Raw genomic sequence first — 15,334 nt, 5'->3', positions numbered from 1 at the left:
CAAATTACTTCTTCGCAATATATTCAGCAATCCAGTCCCCTACTTCGCTGGTCTTGTAGGCTTTGCCATTTTCAGCGATATCTTCGGTTACAATATTGGCATCCATGGAAGCGGCAACGGCTTCGCGGATCAATGCGCCTTCTTCCATCCCGTTGAAAGTATATTCGAACATCAGGGCGGCACTCAGGATAGTAGCCAGCGGATTGGCTATATTCTTTCCGGCAGCCTGCGGATAAGAACCGTGGATCGGTTCGAATACGGAAGTATGCACACCGATAGAAGCAGAAGGCAGCATGCCCAATGAACCGGTAATTACCGAAGCCTCGTCTGTCAGGATATCACCGAACATGTTTTCGGTAACCATCACGTCGAAACTCTTCGGCCATTGAACCAAACGCATGGCGGCGTTGTCGACAAACATATATTCTGTCTCCACATCGGGATATTCCTTTTCAATCTCCTGTGCTACCTGACGCCACAGACGGGAAGTAGCCAACACATTCGCCTTATCGACTACCGTTACTTTCTTGCGGCGTTTCTGTGCATACTGGTAAGCCAGGCGAACGATACGTTCGATCTCTTCACGGGTATAAACACAGGTATCGTAAGCCGTGTTCCCATCTTCGCTTCTACCCTGCGGACGACCGAAATACATACCGCCTGTCAATTCGCGAATACACATAAAGTCTGCTCCCTCGATCAGTTCGGCACGAAGCGGAGATTTATGCAACAGCGACGGGAACGTTGTTACCGGACGGATATTGGCAAAAAGTCCCAGCTTCTTACGCATTCCCAGCAGTCCTTGTTCGGGGCGTACCTTTGCGGAAGGGTTATTATCATATTTCGGAGAACCGATCGCACCAAAATAAACGGCGTCGCTCTGCATACAAAGTTCGTGCGTTTCATCCGGATACGGGTTGCCGGTCTCATCGATGGCAACCGCTCCCACCAGAGCGTGTTTATAACTTAGTTCGTGGCCATATTTTTCGCATACGGCTTTAACGGCTTTCATGCCTTGTTCTACAATCTCGGGACCGATACCGTCGCCGGGAAGGACTGCGATGTTTAATTTCATTTCAGTTTGTTATTTTAGTCTCTTTTAAATAGCACATATTTGGGTTCCATAGGGACGTAACTATCATCGTCCCACAGGGTGCTCGTAATCATCAGGTCGGCACTGTAACGGTTACAAGCAATAGGCACATTATGAACACGACACTGGCGAAGCAACATCTGAATATCAGCTTCGTGCGGTTGCGCGTTCAGGTCATCGATCAGGAAGACCGCCAGATCCACCTCCTTGCGTACCACCATGGCAGCAATTTCTGCATCACCGCCTAACGGCCCGGAATGCATACAGATTACTTCGGCAGCAATACCTTTCTCGTCGAAAGCATTACGTATCAGTCCGCCGGTTGTACCGGTACATACTAAAAGATGGTGGGAAAGGAATTCTGCATTGTGTACAGCCCATTCTACCATGTCAGCTTTACGATTGTCGTGCGCTACCAGCGCAATGGTCAGTTTTCTGTTCATAACTAATACCTCCTATATTTATTGTTCAATCTTATTCAGCATCTTCAGCGTCGCCTTGATGGCGGCTTCCGTCTGGTCGGCATCGAGGCCGCGGGTTTTAAAATCTATCCCGGCATAATTCCAGCTGATGATCGTCTGCACAAAGGCATCGGTACGACCTCCGGGGGGAATGGATACGGAATAGTTCGTCAGCATCGGGAATGGGCGACCCAGGTCGGAATAGATCTTGCGAAGGGCACGGACGAACGCGTCGTACTGGCCGTCGCCGGATGCCGACTCTTCGTATGCCTCGCCGTCGATCTCTATTTTCAGCGTGGCTACCGGCCTCAGTCCCTGCGCCAAAGATAAGGAATAATTTAATATACGGATACGTTGGTCCGCCATTGCATCGTGATGAAGCACATCGCTGATAATATATGGCAGGTCTTCCGTCGTCACCATTTCCTTCTTGTCGCCCAGTTCGATGATACGCTCGGTGATCTTACGCATGGACTCGTCGTCCACGTCGATTCCCAGCGATTCGAGGTTCATGCGGATATTCGCTTTGCCGGAAGTCTTTCCGAGGGCATATTCGCGGACACGACCGAAACGTTCGGGGATCAGGTCGTTGCAATACAAGTTGTTTTTGCTGTCGCCATCGGCATGAACACCGGCACATTGCGTAAAGACATGTTCGCCGATGATCGGGCGGTTCGGGGCGATATGGATGCCGGAATAGGTCTCGACCAGACGGCTTGCGGCGTTGATCTTTTCTTCCCGCACGCTTGTCTGACCGTTCAGATGATCTTTTATCACGGCGATCACGCTGCTGAGCGGTGCATTTCCCGCCCGTTCGCCCAGGCCGTTGATCGTGGTGTGGACACCGTGTATTCCTGCCCGGACTGCCGAATAGACATTGGCTACCGCCAGGTCGTAATCGTTGTGGGCATGGAAATCAAAATGCAGTTCGGGATAATGTTCGAGCATCTGTTTGCAGAACTCGTACGTATTGCCCGGATTCAGGATGCCCAACGTATCGGGCAGCATAAAACGTCGGATCGGCAGGTCTTTCAACGCATCGATCAGCTGGAAGACGTAATCGGGAGAGTTTTTGATCCCGTTCGACCAGTCTTCCAGATATATATTAACCTCAATACCTCTTTCGGTAGCCAGCGATACAACAGAACGGATATCTGCAATATGCTGTTCGGGCAATTTGCGGAGTTGTTCGGTTACGTGTTTATACGAACCTTTACAGAGAAGGTTTACCACGCGGCAACCGGCCGATTCGATCCAGTTGAGCGAGGCGTCGCCATCCACAAAGCCCAATACTTCGAGCTTATGCAGATTTCCGGTACGTTCGGCCCAGGCAGCCACTCGCTTCACAGCTTCGAACTCTCCATCCGATACGCGAGCAGAGGCAATCTCCACGCGGTTTACTCCCAGATCCCCCAGCAGCATCTGTGCAATACTGAGCTTTTCGTGAGCCGCAAAAGAGACACCCGATGTTTGTTCCCCGTCCCGAAGGGTTGTATCCATTATTTCTACCATCTTACTTTCTATTTGCTTCGTACGCTTCTATCTTCGACTTATTAGCCAGCAGGTAATCGATATCGTCCAGGCCATTTACCAGGCAATCTTTTTTATAGGCATTGATGTCAAAGGATTCGCTTTTGCCGGTTGCGTTGTTGGTGATTGTCTGCGCAGGCAGGTCGATTGTCAACGTTGCTTTCGGATCGGCTTCGACAGAAGCGAATATCTCCGCCAGGAACTCTGGAGAAACAACAACCGGAACAAGGCCGTTGTTCATCGAATTGTTCTTGAAGATATCGGCGAAGAAACTGCTGACTACCGCCCGGAAACCATATCCGGCAATCGCCCAGGCAGCATGTTCGCGGCTGGAACCGCTACCGAAGTTCTTCCCGGCAACAAGAATCTGACCTTTATAAGTATCCTGGTTCAATACAAAGTTGGGATTAGGGTTACCGGCTTTGTCATAACGCCAGTCGCGGAAAAGATTATCGCCGAAGCCCTCGCGTGTGGTTGCTTTCAGGAAGCGGGCCGGGATGATCTGGTCTGTGTCGACATTTTCCAGAGGAAGAGGGACACAGGTCGATGTTACTATCGTGAATTTTTCTTTCATTTCGTTCTCTTAATTTATCGGTTTATTTATTGTAATTATTCGCGCTACCCGCGAAAGCCCTTTCGCGGCACCGGCGACACCACTGTCTCCACATCAACGACACCTCTGTCGCCGCACCGGAGACCGTCCCTGGTTACCGCATCGGAGACTACATCAACTCCCGGGGATCGGTGATCTTACCCGTTACTGCCGCAGCCGCTGCCACCAACGGCCCGGCCAGGATAGTACGTGCACCCGGTCCCTGACGGCCTTCGAAGTTACGGTTTGAAGTAGATACGGCATATTTGCCTGCCGGAACCTTATCTTCATTCATGGCCAGACAAGCCGAGCAACCCGGCTGACGCAGTTCGAAACCGGCTTCCGTCAATACCTTATCGATACCTTCCGCACGGATCTGGCGTTCCACCTGCCAGCTACCCGGAACCAGCCATACGATCACATCGTCGGCTTTCTTCTTTCCTTTCACCAGGGAGGCAAAAGCACGGAAGTCCTCGATACGGCCGTTCGTACAACTTCCCAGGAAGACATAGTCGATCTTTTTGCCCAATACCGGTTCACCGGCAGTGAAGCCCATATAGTCCAGAGATTTCTTGTAAGAGATACGGCCGGCCTCGTCTACGCTCTCCATTGTCGGGATGTTTTCGCGGATACCCATTCCCATTCCCGGATTGGTTCCGTATGTAACCATCGGATCGATGTCTTCTGCATGGAAAACGACTTCCTTGTCGAATTTGGCATCGGGGTCACTGTAAAGTTCGCGCCATTCAGCCAGTTTCTTTTCCCAGGCTTCGGCACGGGGAGAGAATTCACGGTCTTTCAGATAGTCGAAAGTGACCTGGTCGGGAGCGATCATACCACCGCGGGCACCCATTTCGATAGACAGGTTGCAGATGGTCAGACGTTCTTCCATTGTTGTGTTGCGAATCGCTTCGCCGGCATATTCAACGAAATAACCGGTAGCACCGCCTGTCGTCATCTTACTTATAATGTATAGGGCGAAATCTTTTGCCGTTACACCCGGTTTGCGTTTGCCGTCGATGGTGATACGCATCGTCTTCGGCTTACGCTGCATAATACACTGAGTAGCCAATGTCATTTCTACCTCGCTGGTACCGATACCGAAAGCAATCGCGCCCATGGCACCGTGGGTAGAGGTATGAGAGTCACCGCAAACGATCGTCATACCCGGCTGAGTCAGACCTGTTTCCGGTCCTACTACATGGATGATACCGTTTTTAGGGTGTTGCAGACCGTAATAAGTCAGGTTGAAATCCTTCGCATTCTTTTCCAATGTATCCACCTGATTCTTGGAGACAGGGTCTTCGATCGGTTTTTCCTGATTCAATGTCGGGATATTGTGGTCCGGCATACAAGTGATCTGCTCCGGTCGGAACGGCTTCAGACCACGGGCACGTAACCCCGCAAAAGCCTGCGGACTGGTTACTTCGTGGCAATACAGACGGTCGATGTAAAACTGGATCGTTCCGTCGGGCAGGGTATCCACCACATGTTTCTCCCAAATCTTTTCGAATAATGTCTTGCTCATTGCTAATTATGTATTATGTTATTTTACGAACTTGTTGATTGCGTCGATGAAGGCTTCTACGGAAGCAGCGATGATATCGGTATTGGCGGCAAAACCGTAATAATTGTTTCCGTCGTATTCCACCTGCATATGGACTTTACCCATGTCGTCGCTACCTTTATTAATAGCCTGGATGAGAAATTCCTGGATGGTCATCGTGCGGTGGATAATCGACTTCACGGCTTTGATGGCTGCATCCACCGGACCGTTGCCGGAAGCGGCTGCTTCAAACTTTTCACCGGCGATATTCAGGCAGACGCTGGCAACAGACTGTAAGCCGACCCCCGATGTAACCTGCAAATATTCCAGTTTGATACGGTGCATGGCAGTGCGGTCTTTTCCGGCCAGCATCAACACGTCGTCGTCATTGATATCTTTCTTGCGGTCAGCCAGTTTCAGGAATTCCTGATATACCTTATCCAGTTTTTCCTGATCCAGTTCCACACCTAAAACACTCAGGCGGTGTTTCAATGCGGCACGTCCGCTACGGGCGGTCAATACGATTGCGTTATCGTCGATACCGACATCCTTCGGGTCGATAATCTCATAGCTTTCACGGTTTTTCAATACACCGTCCTGGTGGATACCGGAAGAATGGGCGAAAGCATTACGTCCGACAATCGCCTTGTTCGGCTGAACCGGCATGTTCATCAGGCTGGAAACCGTACGGCTGATGCCATAGATTTTGGTTGTGTTTATATTGGTTTCGATACCACGTTCTTTGTGGCTACGGAAGATCATGGCTACTTCTTCCAGCGAAGTATTACCGGCACGTTCGCCGATACCGTTGATGGTCACTTCCACCTGGCGGGCACCGTTCAGGACACCCTGCACGGTATTGGCTGTTGCCATACCCAGGTCATTATGGCAGTGGGTGGAGATGATTGCATGCTGGATACCGTCCACATGTTCCATCAGATATTTGATCTTTTCACCATATTCGTCGGGCAGACAGTAACCGGTCGTATCCGGGATATTCACAACGGTTGCACCCGCTTTGATCACCGCCTCCACGACACGTGCCAGATAGGCATTGTCCGTACGTCCGGCATCTTCGCAGTAGAATTCGATATCTTCCACATATCTTTTGGCATATTTGGTGGCAGCGATGGCACGCTCCAGTATCTCGTCCTGGTTGGAGTTGAACTTATAACGGATATGGTAATCGGAAGTACCGATACCGGTATGGATACGTCCGCGTTTGGCGAACTTCAATGCTTCGGCAGCCACATCTATATCTTTTTCAACCGCACGGGTCAAAGCACAGATAGTCGGCCAGGTAACGGCCTTGGATATTTCAACCACACTGTTGAAATCGCCCGGACTCGATACAGGAAATCCTGCCTCAATCACATCGACGCCCAGTTCTTCGAGTGCTCTGGCAACCTGAATCTTTTCAATACTGTTTAACTGGCAACCCGGCACTTGCTCACCATCCCGTAATGTGGTGTCGAAAATAAATAATCTGTCTGACATAGTTTTTATCATCTTAAATTTGTTAATATTCTTTTGTTCATTCATAAAAAAAGCCTCTCTCACAAGGAAGTGAGAAAGGCTCTTTTATATCTTCATGCATCAGAAAAGCACGTACAGTCTCACTTCCTATCCCGTTCCCAGAGTAGAATAATGTTTAGAGAAATAATGAGACTATTTGCTATGTTCTGTTTCATTGTCATTTTTATTTAACGCTGCAAAGATACAGCCTTTTTCTAAACCACCAAATATAAAACGATATTTTTTACACATATTCTCTTATAAACTGAAAGAGGAAAGGCTTTCGAATTAATAAATCATTACTCAGACTTCCTTCCTATAACAGTCTCCCACCTATCCTACCCTGATAATCGGTATATCCAGCAGGAATGCGATTTTCTCCAGTTTATCTATCTGATGTCCAAGCCCTATCGCACAATGATGGGAAGGTCCCGCCTTGCTCCAGGCATCGATAAAAGCACGGGCACCACAGGCAAAACGATAGCGGCTGTTCGTATTTCCGATCTTCAAAGTCGGTCCTTCCACCGACTCCCCTTCGGCTGCCAGCAGGAAAACACCGTCTTTCCCTTCGCAGACGGACAGTAAAGTAACAGGGCCATGTTTGACCGTCATCTGGATAGACAATCCTTTACCCGGTTTGCCATGATAAACCGGAAGCGGCACCAACCGGACTTTTCCTTCCGCTATGGCAAAATGAGCCGGACCGTCATGCCCCAACATAACGATATCATCCTTGAAGTCGAGGGCATAAAATTCAGAGAAAGAGCCGCCTGAGCCCAACAAAGACATGATCTTCATTGCCTGTACATTCTTCACTTCACATTCGCCGGCAACAGGGATCTCGCGTCCGGTCAACAACGTGTTCCCGGCAATGACGGAAGTCACAATATTCTCATAATCATTTCCGGCATAGCCTTCATAATAATAGGCCATCGAACCCAGGTCGTGCGCCTCGATCAGCCTGTCGAGGGCTATGGATGTCCGGGCGGCACGTTCCAGCTCACCGGCTTCGCATTGCTCGTCGATCTCAAAACAAGCATTGAATTCATCCAGTTTGTCTTTTACATCTTCATCGGTAACATTGTCACGGTAGGCTTTCAGTTCGCACATCTCCACAATTTCCACATGCGTACCGAAAACAGACGACTGCCGGGTCAGGTCGGTATACACATCGAGCATCCCGCAATAATAATGGCCCAGGATTCCCATGCGGTTATTCTTCATCCCATTTATCACACGGGTGGCATCGATCCAGCCGTTTATCTGCTTCCACACATATTCTTCCTGCAAATAGCCGCTTACGATTTCATAAGGAATACCGGCGCGGTTGAACACGCTGGCAAATTCAGGTACGGAACAGGCCTGGCAATGTGCCAGCCACTCACCGGTCATTTTCCCCCTGTCACCCAATCCATTTATATATTCATAGTCGATTGCCGCAACAGGCTGGATATTCAAGAGAATAACCGGAACCTTCACACGCTGGGCCAACGGCAGGACCATCGAAGACAAAGCATAAGTAGAGATAAAGACAAACAGAAGGCTGATCTCTTCTTTCTTCAGATCTTCAGCTGCCTCAACAGCTTTTACCGGGTTATCAGCAATCCCGGCGTTAACGACTTCGGTGTCCGGACGGGACATCTCCGATGCGATCCAGTCCTGGTACCCGCAAAGACGTGTGTATAATCCTTCAAATTGGGGCCAATACGTATCCAGGCCCAGTCCAATCAGGCCGACTTTAGTTTTTCCTGTTTTCATGGTATTACTAATAGATTTTGTGTAAGTATTATTCTACTTATTGTTTTTATGATTGTACAAATATAGAATCTCTGCTTCAACAGGTTATTTTCAAAACTGATTCTATTCTTCCTATTTTTGATAGTTCAGCCGGAAGGGGGATTGGTTTGTATAAGATTATAATTTATATTTGTCCTCTAAAGAGTCAACCTCTAATAATATACTCGATTTTACTCTAATACAATGACCGAAAAGTATAATACTTTCACGATTCTATATGAACAGCAATATGAACGTTTATTTCGTTTTGCCCTTCATTTTGTACCGGATCATGATGATTGTGAAGACATACTGGCCGATGTCTTCGTTGCTATTTGGGAGAACTGGGATACATTGAAAAAAATAGACAACCTCAACTCTTATCTTTTTACATCCGTCAAGAACAGATGCCTGAAGTTTCTAAACAAACAAAATCATTTTGAAGAATATATCGAAGATCTGCATATCCATTTAAGTATCGATTCAACCACTCCGGAGTCTCTCCTGCATTCGAGCGAAATGACAGGGATAATAGAAAACGCACTGAATCAACTCCCCCAACGATGTAAACTGATCTTCCTAATGTTGAAGGAAGAGAATCTAAAATACAAAGAAGTAGCCGATATCCTGGGTATTTCTGAAAAGACAGTGCAAGCTCAACAAATCATTGCTAAAAAGAAACTGACAGAGATTGTCAGACATTACATAAACGAATAGTAAACATACATATTAGTTAACAAATACTAAACGCCAACTTTCCTTTAGGCATAAATGATTGTTTCCGGATTCTATATATAAAAACATAGAATTATGAACAATCAAGAACAATCATGGAAGGGTCTACCCGAAGAACAACTTACCGATAAGCTGGCCGGACAAATACGCAGCCAGGCAGACCCGGAAGCGATTCGGAAAAGAAAAAGGAGTGTTCAGGATAAAATATTTATACAAATACAGCAACGAAAAAAACAAAAAGAACGAAGAATCCTTTTTGTGTCGATTGCAGCTTCCCTGCTCGTGTTATTTACCATCGGATATAATCTTTTGACAGGCAGTCATGGAAGTGAACAAATAGCCTGGATCGAAATATCCACCCCCAAAGGAGTACGTGATTCGGTATTATTGTCCGATGGCAGTAAAATATTTTTGAATGGAGGATCCGACTTGAAATATCCCCGACAGTTCACAGGAGATATACGTGAAGTATCTTTCACCGGAGAAGGTTATTTTGAGATTGCGAAGAATGCAAAGAAACCATTTTTAATTAACACTGAACTTATCGAAGTTAAAGTTTTAGGAACCAAATTCAACCTGAAAGCTTATGCAAACGATATGTCGGTAGAAACAATACTGGAAGAAGGTCGCGTACAAGTGAAACATTCCGCCTCGAATCAGATACTCGATATGAAGCCTAACGACTGTGTAACCTTCAATAAACAAATGAATACATTTTCGACCAAACAGGTAGATCCCTCAATGGCTACCATGTGGAGGAGCGGAAAGTATTCTTTTCACTCTACCCCATTCCCAGAGTTCGCCCAAACATTGGAAAGAGGGTTTGGTGTAACATTTATCATTGAGAATCCGGATGTGGCCTCCCGCCACTTTACCGGTGAGTTCATACGGGGAGAATCAATCGATGAAATTTTGAATATCCTAAAAATAAGTAGTAAGCTGAATTATCAGAAAAAAGATAATATTATCACGATCAGATGAGATAGCAGTAAAGTAATCAGAATATAAACCTAATCTAATATCGCCTATGGTATAACTTCTAAAAAAAAGAATAGGAAATACCTCCATATTCCCTATTCTCTGCGTTTGCCGAAGCAAACACGTAAACTTAATTAGCAATTAAATTTCTTCACAAAAGTATGAAAAAAAAACAAGACAAGCATCTCGTTTCAGGCATTTATTGTCTTAAATTGAAGCGAATTATGAGAATTACAGCCTTTTTTTTAATCTGTTGCGCTTTATATGTTTCAGCGGAAACATATTCGCAAACCAAGGTATTTTCATTTACCATGAAAAATGCAAGCATAGAAGAAGTTCTCTCTGCTATAAAAAAGAGCAGCGAATATTCTTTCTTCTATGAGGATTCCCAAATCGACCTAAGTCCCAAAGTTTCAGTTTCTGTCCGGAAGGAAACTGTTTCAAGTATTCTAGACAAAGTGTTAACTGACAAAAACATCAGCTATAAGATCGAGAACAAACATATTATTCTTTACAAAACAGAACCTAAGAATCAGCAGGCCAGCAATAAAATATCAATAAAAGGCCAGGTATTCGATAAGCAGGAGCCACCTTCTCCCCTGCCGGGTGTTACTATCCAGATAAAAGGTTCTAACCAAGGCGTAGCCACCGACCTGGACGGTCTTTTCCATATCGAAGCTCAACGGGACGACATTCTGATCTTCTCGTATGTCGGTTACAAACCGGTCGAATATGTGGTAAAGCGTCATCAGTCGAACCTGATCATTTCATTGGCCGAAAATATAAGTGCTTTGGAAGAAGTGATCGTAACCGGTTTCACAGAAGAACGTAAACTGAACAGTATTTCCTCTATCTCGCAGGTTAAACTGGATGCAACACTCAATAACAAACCGATCACTTCATTATCACAGGCGCTGCAAGGTGGTGTGACAGGAATTACCGTCACACAATCGACTGGCCTGCCGGGTGGAGATGCGGCAATAATAAAGATCAGAGGCGTTACGATGGGTAACCTGTCTCCACTGGTCCTGGTGGATGGTATCCCCATGAATATGGACAACCTCGATCCCACAACGATTGAAAGTGTCACTGTCTTAAAAGATGCGGCGGCGGCAGCTATTTATGGAGCCCGTGCAGCAAACGGAGTTATCGTGGTAAAAACGAAAAGGGGCCAGCCCGGCAAAATCAAAGTCAGTTACAATGGATACGGTGGCGTGCAAAAAGCGACCTATATGCCTGATTTTGTAAATGCCCCGACTTACATGAGAATGATGAACGAAGCCCACAAGAATAATGGAGGCGACCCGGTTTATTCGGAAGATGCGATACAAAAGACAATCGACCAAAGCGATCCATACAAATACCCCGATACCGACTGGACGGATTTATTATGGAAAAATGCAACGATACAAAGCCATTCGGTATCCGTTTACGGAGGTAGCAGCATCGCTCGTTTTGCCATTACGGGTAATTATATGTCGCAGACTGGTTTTGTCAAAGATTTCACATACGACCGTCTGAACCTCCGTGCAAATACCACCGTCAGTTTACGTGAAAACATCACAGTGGGTGTAGACCTGAACGTGATCCGCGGAACACAGCATAAATGTAGTGTAGACGGAGCTACCGGAGCATTCAACCCTATCGGTCTACTGTACTGGACACCACCTACCATCGTGGGGAAATATCCGCAACGGGAAGGAGATCCCAATGAGTATTACGGGAATTACGGTTCAAGTATGAGAAATCCGCTGGCACAAATTGAAAAAGGAGGTTTTACTGAGAATCTGACAGACAACATCAGTGTCAACCTACAACCCAAATGGGGAATAATACCCGGTTTAAACCTGGCAGGACAATTTAGTTACCAGGTAAACAGCGGTGCGACCAAAGGAGACCGTCGTGCTGTCAACTTTTTCGATTACGATAACGGACAGCTTATTGCCACATGGGGAAACTACCAACCCTCCTCCACATGGCGTTCCAGCTATTACTATATAGGAGGAACTGTAGACTATACTAAAACATTCAATGAGAAACACCGGTTGTTTGTCATTGCCGGAGTAAATGCCGAATTAAACAACAGCGGTGTGTGGGATGAATATGCCATGCAATCATTACTGGCTAAAGCCAATTATACGTACGATGAACGCTACTTGTTTGAAGCGACTATCCGCCGTGACGGATCATCACGTTTTGGTCCCGGTAATAAGTTCGGTTGGTTTCCGTCCGGAGCTATCGGATGGAATGTAAATAAAGAGGCTTTTTTAAAAGAGGTAGAATGGATAAACAATCTAAAGCTAAGAGGTTCATACGGATTATTAGGGAACGAAAATATCGGCGCCTATAAATACCAAAGTACGATCGATCCGAACAATGGCTCCGAACTTATTTTCGGAAATCCGGATATTTCATGGGAAAAGGTATCCATGTTCAACACTGGCGTCGACTTCAGTATTTTCAATAATATGATCGATATTACCTTCGATTATTACGACAAACTAACCTCAGACATTATTTTAAGACCGCCTTTATCATCTGTCGGCGGTATCGGACAATCGGATATCAATGCCGGAGAAATAAGAAACAGAGGTTGGGAATTCAGTATGAATTATATGCAAACCTTCGGAGGTTGGAAAGTATCGGCATTCGGAGGTATATCCCGTAATAAAAATAAGATTGAGAAACTACCCGGAGGCCCTTATGACGGCGGTAGCCATATCGACAAAGAAGGACATTCGTTGAGCAGCCATTACCGGTATGTGTCGAACGGATTATTACAGGAAAGTGATTTCATTCAACAAAGCGACGGTAGTTACATCCCCAAAGAAGGCATTGTAATCATAGACGGACAACAGCCCGGAGACATCCGTTATATGGACATCGACGGTGATAACATGATCACAGCAAACGACCGTAAAGTCATGGGGAACGGAGAACCTGATTTCAACTATTTCGCAAACCTCAGTCTAAACTGGAAAAATATTGATTTTGAGATCATGTTGCAAGGCGTATCGGGAGTTGACGCCTATTATGGAGGAGTCTACTCCGATCCGATAGGTAATGCAGCCAGTCCGCAAACATTTCATCTGGACTACTGGACAAAAGAGAATCCGAATGCTCGTTTTCCGCGTCTGACACCGACCTCCGGTGAAAACGGGAAATCATCTGATTACTGGTTCTTTGATGCCAGCTACTGCCGGGTAAAATATATCCAGGTGGGATATACAGTTCCTTCTTCTTTCAGTAATAAGTACTGGGTATCCAATCTACGTTTCTTTGTAAACCTACAGAATCCATTTACAATTGCCAAAGAAAATAAGATTGATCCGGAAGCCAGAGGAGGAGAAAGTACTTATCCTCTGTCAAAAACATATTCCGCAGGTATAAACATTTCATTTTAAAAGGAATACAGATATGAAAAATACATATTTATTATTGACTCTTACAGTCTTACTATCCAGTTGTAGCGACTTTCTGACACGGGATAATCCTTTCGGAGCTACCGACGATGCTTTCTGGAAAACCAGCGGTGAAGTGGGAGCGGCCTTGAATCTTTGCTACTCCCTGCCCTCCGGTTCCCTGCATTATACAGCACCTTATGCATCAATCATCCATTACGAAGGATTTACAGACAACACCTATCATGGGGCCGATTTCGGAGGTTTTATAACCACCATCGGAAACAGCACTATTACCTCCGATAGCCCCAACTCTTTTGGTGGTATTTCTGATGTGTGGACATCCTATTACAAGAATATCCGGAACTGCTGCCGTTTGCTCGAAAATATGGACAAAGCATACTTTATCGATCCGAGTGAAAAAGAACGAATGCGTGCGGAAGGAATCATTCTACGTGCATATTATCACTGGGAATTATTCAAATATTTCGGATATAAAGAAGGCATCCCCGTCGTTGATCATGCTTTATCTCCCAACGAGAATTATATGGAACGTTCTACACCTGAAGCGGTTGTCGATTTTATTCTGGCTGAATTAGACCGTGCATTGGCTATTGAAGACCTACCCTTCAAATATGAGGATGCAAAAAAAGACAGAATGGATAAAGCTGTAGCCTTATCTCTTAAATCGATTGTTGCCTTAAATGCCAAACGTTACGAAGTATCCAGACAGGCTGCGGCTGAAATTATAAATAGCGGAAGATATGAACTATTCTATACAACAGCGGAAGATGACGATCCTGGCAAAAATTTCAGAGATCTATTTCGGACAGTCAGCATGGACGGCTCCAATAAAGAACGGATACTTATCAAACCTGCCGGATGCAAAGAGGCTTATTTCCGTTTTTCCGGACCTGGATTGGGACAGCAATGTACCTCATGGCCCACACTCGACTTCGTTAACACATTCGAAACCAAGCAAGGAAAAACCTTGCAAGAATTAGGACCTGACTCACTGGATATTTATTCTAAAGATCCTCTGTATAATAATAACCGTGACCCGCGTCTTTATGCGACTATTGTTATGCCTTACGACAATACAACTTTTGAGCAATACACCTACGATCCATGGGGAGAAGGACCTGAAGCCGTCGGCAGGCCAAATGCATCGCGCAGTGGTTTCATGCTGAAAAAGTTCTATGATCCACAAGACAGGACCAGTCAAAGAAACGACTACATGATCATCCGGTATGCCGAAATTCTGCTTAATTACGTAGAGTGTTTAATCGAAACCGGACAATACAATAACCCTGATGTATTAAAGTATATAAATGATATAAGAAAACGTGCCGGTCAGATACAGGTTACTACCACCGAATACAATAGTGAAGACAAAGTACGTGAATTATATCGCCGGGAACGTCGTATTGAGCTGTCATTCGAAGGTGCCCGCTACATGGACATCCGCAGATGGGATATTGGCGAACAGACAATGAATGGCCCTATATATGGAGCAGTAAACCCAGCTACCGGCAAAAAAGTGCAGATAGAAATACGGCAGTTCCGTAAAAACAAAAACGAAGTCTGGCCGATACCGGAAAGCGAAATTCTTGCCAATCCGAATTTAAAGCAAAACCAAGGATATGTAGGCAAAGACTAATGTATATTATAGTATGAAGAAAACTCTCTTAACCAACTGAACAACAA

At 45.8% G+C, this 15,334-nt stretch carries 11 protein-coding genes; 4 read left to right on the top strand and 7 right to left on the bottom strand.

The genetic code is table 11. From position 1 onward, the window contains the following. Nucleotides 1–4: 4 nt before the first annotated feature. The 7 genes from leuB to DWW91_RS04945 form a co-directional block, all read right to left on the bottom strand. On the bottom strand, nucleotides 5–1,075 hold the full coding sequence (gene leuB / locus DWW91_RS04975) for a 3-isopropylmalate dehydrogenase (protein WP_122327131.1): 1,071 nt from the start codon (nucleotides 1,073–1,075) through the stop codon (nucleotides 5–7). Between the two features lie 14 nt (nucleotides 1,076–1,089). Further along, nucleotides 1,090–1,536 (bottom strand): methylglyoxal synthase, encoded by a 447-nt coding sequence (locus DWW91_RS04970; protein ID WP_007654467.1) that lies wholly within the window; start codon nucleotides 1,534–1,536, stop codon nucleotides 1,090–1,092. Between the two features lie 18 nt (nucleotides 1,537–1,554). Continuing rightward, nucleotides 1,555–3,066 (bottom strand): alpha-isopropylmalate synthase regulatory domain-containing protein, encoded by a 1,512-nt coding sequence (locus DWW91_RS04965; protein WP_122327130.1) that lies wholly within the window; start codon nucleotides 3,064–3,066, stop codon nucleotides 1,555–1,557. Between the two features lies 1 nt (nucleotide 3,067). Further along, nucleotides 3,068–3,658: a 3-isopropylmalate dehydratase small subunit gene (gene leuD, locus DWW91_RS04960; protein WP_007654471.1), complete on the bottom strand. Its 591-nt coding sequence runs from the start codon at nucleotides 3,656–3,658 to the stop codon at nucleotides 3,068–3,070. 148 nt (nucleotides 3,659–3,806) lie between these two features. Beyond that, nucleotides 3,807–5,204 carry a 3-isopropylmalate dehydratase large subunit gene (gene leuC, locus DWW91_RS04955; protein WP_007654472.1) on the bottom strand — a complete coding sequence of 466 codons (1,398 nt, stop codon included), beginning with the start codon at nucleotides 5,202–5,204 and terminating at the stop codon, nucleotides 3,807–3,809. 18 nt (nucleotides 5,205–5,222) lie between these two features. After that, entirely contained in the window at nucleotides 5,223–6,719 is a 1,497-nt protein-coding gene (locus DWW91_RS04950) for a 2-isopropylmalate synthase (protein ID WP_007654474.1), read from the bottom strand. A gap of 351 nt (nucleotides 6,720–7,070) precedes the next feature. Further along, the gene (locus DWW91_RS04945; RefSeq protein ID WP_122327129.1) at nucleotides 7,071–8,495 is read right to left on the bottom strand and encodes an L-fucose/L-arabinose isomerase family protein; all 1,425 of its coding nucleotides are present in this window, start codon (nucleotides 8,493–8,495) and stop codon (nucleotides 7,071–7,073) included. Between the two features lie 222 nt (nucleotides 8,496–8,717). Between DWW91_RS04945 and DWW91_RS04940 the strand changes: the two genes are divergently transcribed. The 4 genes from DWW91_RS04940 to DWW91_RS04925 all read left to right on the top strand — a co-directional run bounded on the left by DWW91_RS04940 (nucleotide 8,718) and on the right by DWW91_RS04925 (nucleotide 15,287). Beyond that, complete coding sequence (locus DWW91_RS04940) at nucleotides 8,718–9,230, top strand: RNA polymerase sigma factor (RefSeq protein ID WP_122327128.1); 513 nt, start codon at nucleotides 8,718–8,720, stop codon at nucleotides 9,228–9,230. A gap of 93 nt (nucleotides 9,231–9,323) precedes the next feature. Continuing rightward, entirely contained in the window at nucleotides 9,324–10,229 is a 906-nt protein-coding gene (locus DWW91_RS04935) for a FecR family protein (protein WP_122327127.1), read from the top strand. A gap of 308 nt (nucleotides 10,230–10,537) precedes the next feature. Then, nucleotides 10,538–13,630 (top strand): TonB-dependent receptor, encoded by a 3,093-nt coding sequence (locus tag DWW91_RS04930; RefSeq protein WP_158599430.1) that lies wholly within the window; start codon nucleotides 10,538–10,540, stop codon nucleotides 13,628–13,630. Nucleotides 13,631–13,643: 13 nt separating this feature from the next. Next, complete coding sequence (locus DWW91_RS04925; protein WP_122327126.1) at nucleotides 13,644–15,287, top strand: RagB/SusD family nutrient uptake outer membrane protein; 1,644 nt, start codon at nucleotides 13,644–13,646, stop codon at nucleotides 15,285–15,287. Nucleotides 15,288–15,334 lie beyond the last annotated feature (47 nt).

This window comes from Parabacteroides sp. AF17-3, from assembly GCF_003635445.1.
GTDB classification, from domain to species: Bacteria; Bacteroidota; Bacteroidia; order Bacteroidales; family Tannerellaceae; genus Parabacteroides; species Parabacteroides goldsteinii.
The sequence above is the reverse complement of the archived record's forward strand: the minus strand, read 5'-3'. Positions and strand labels throughout refer to the sequence as shown.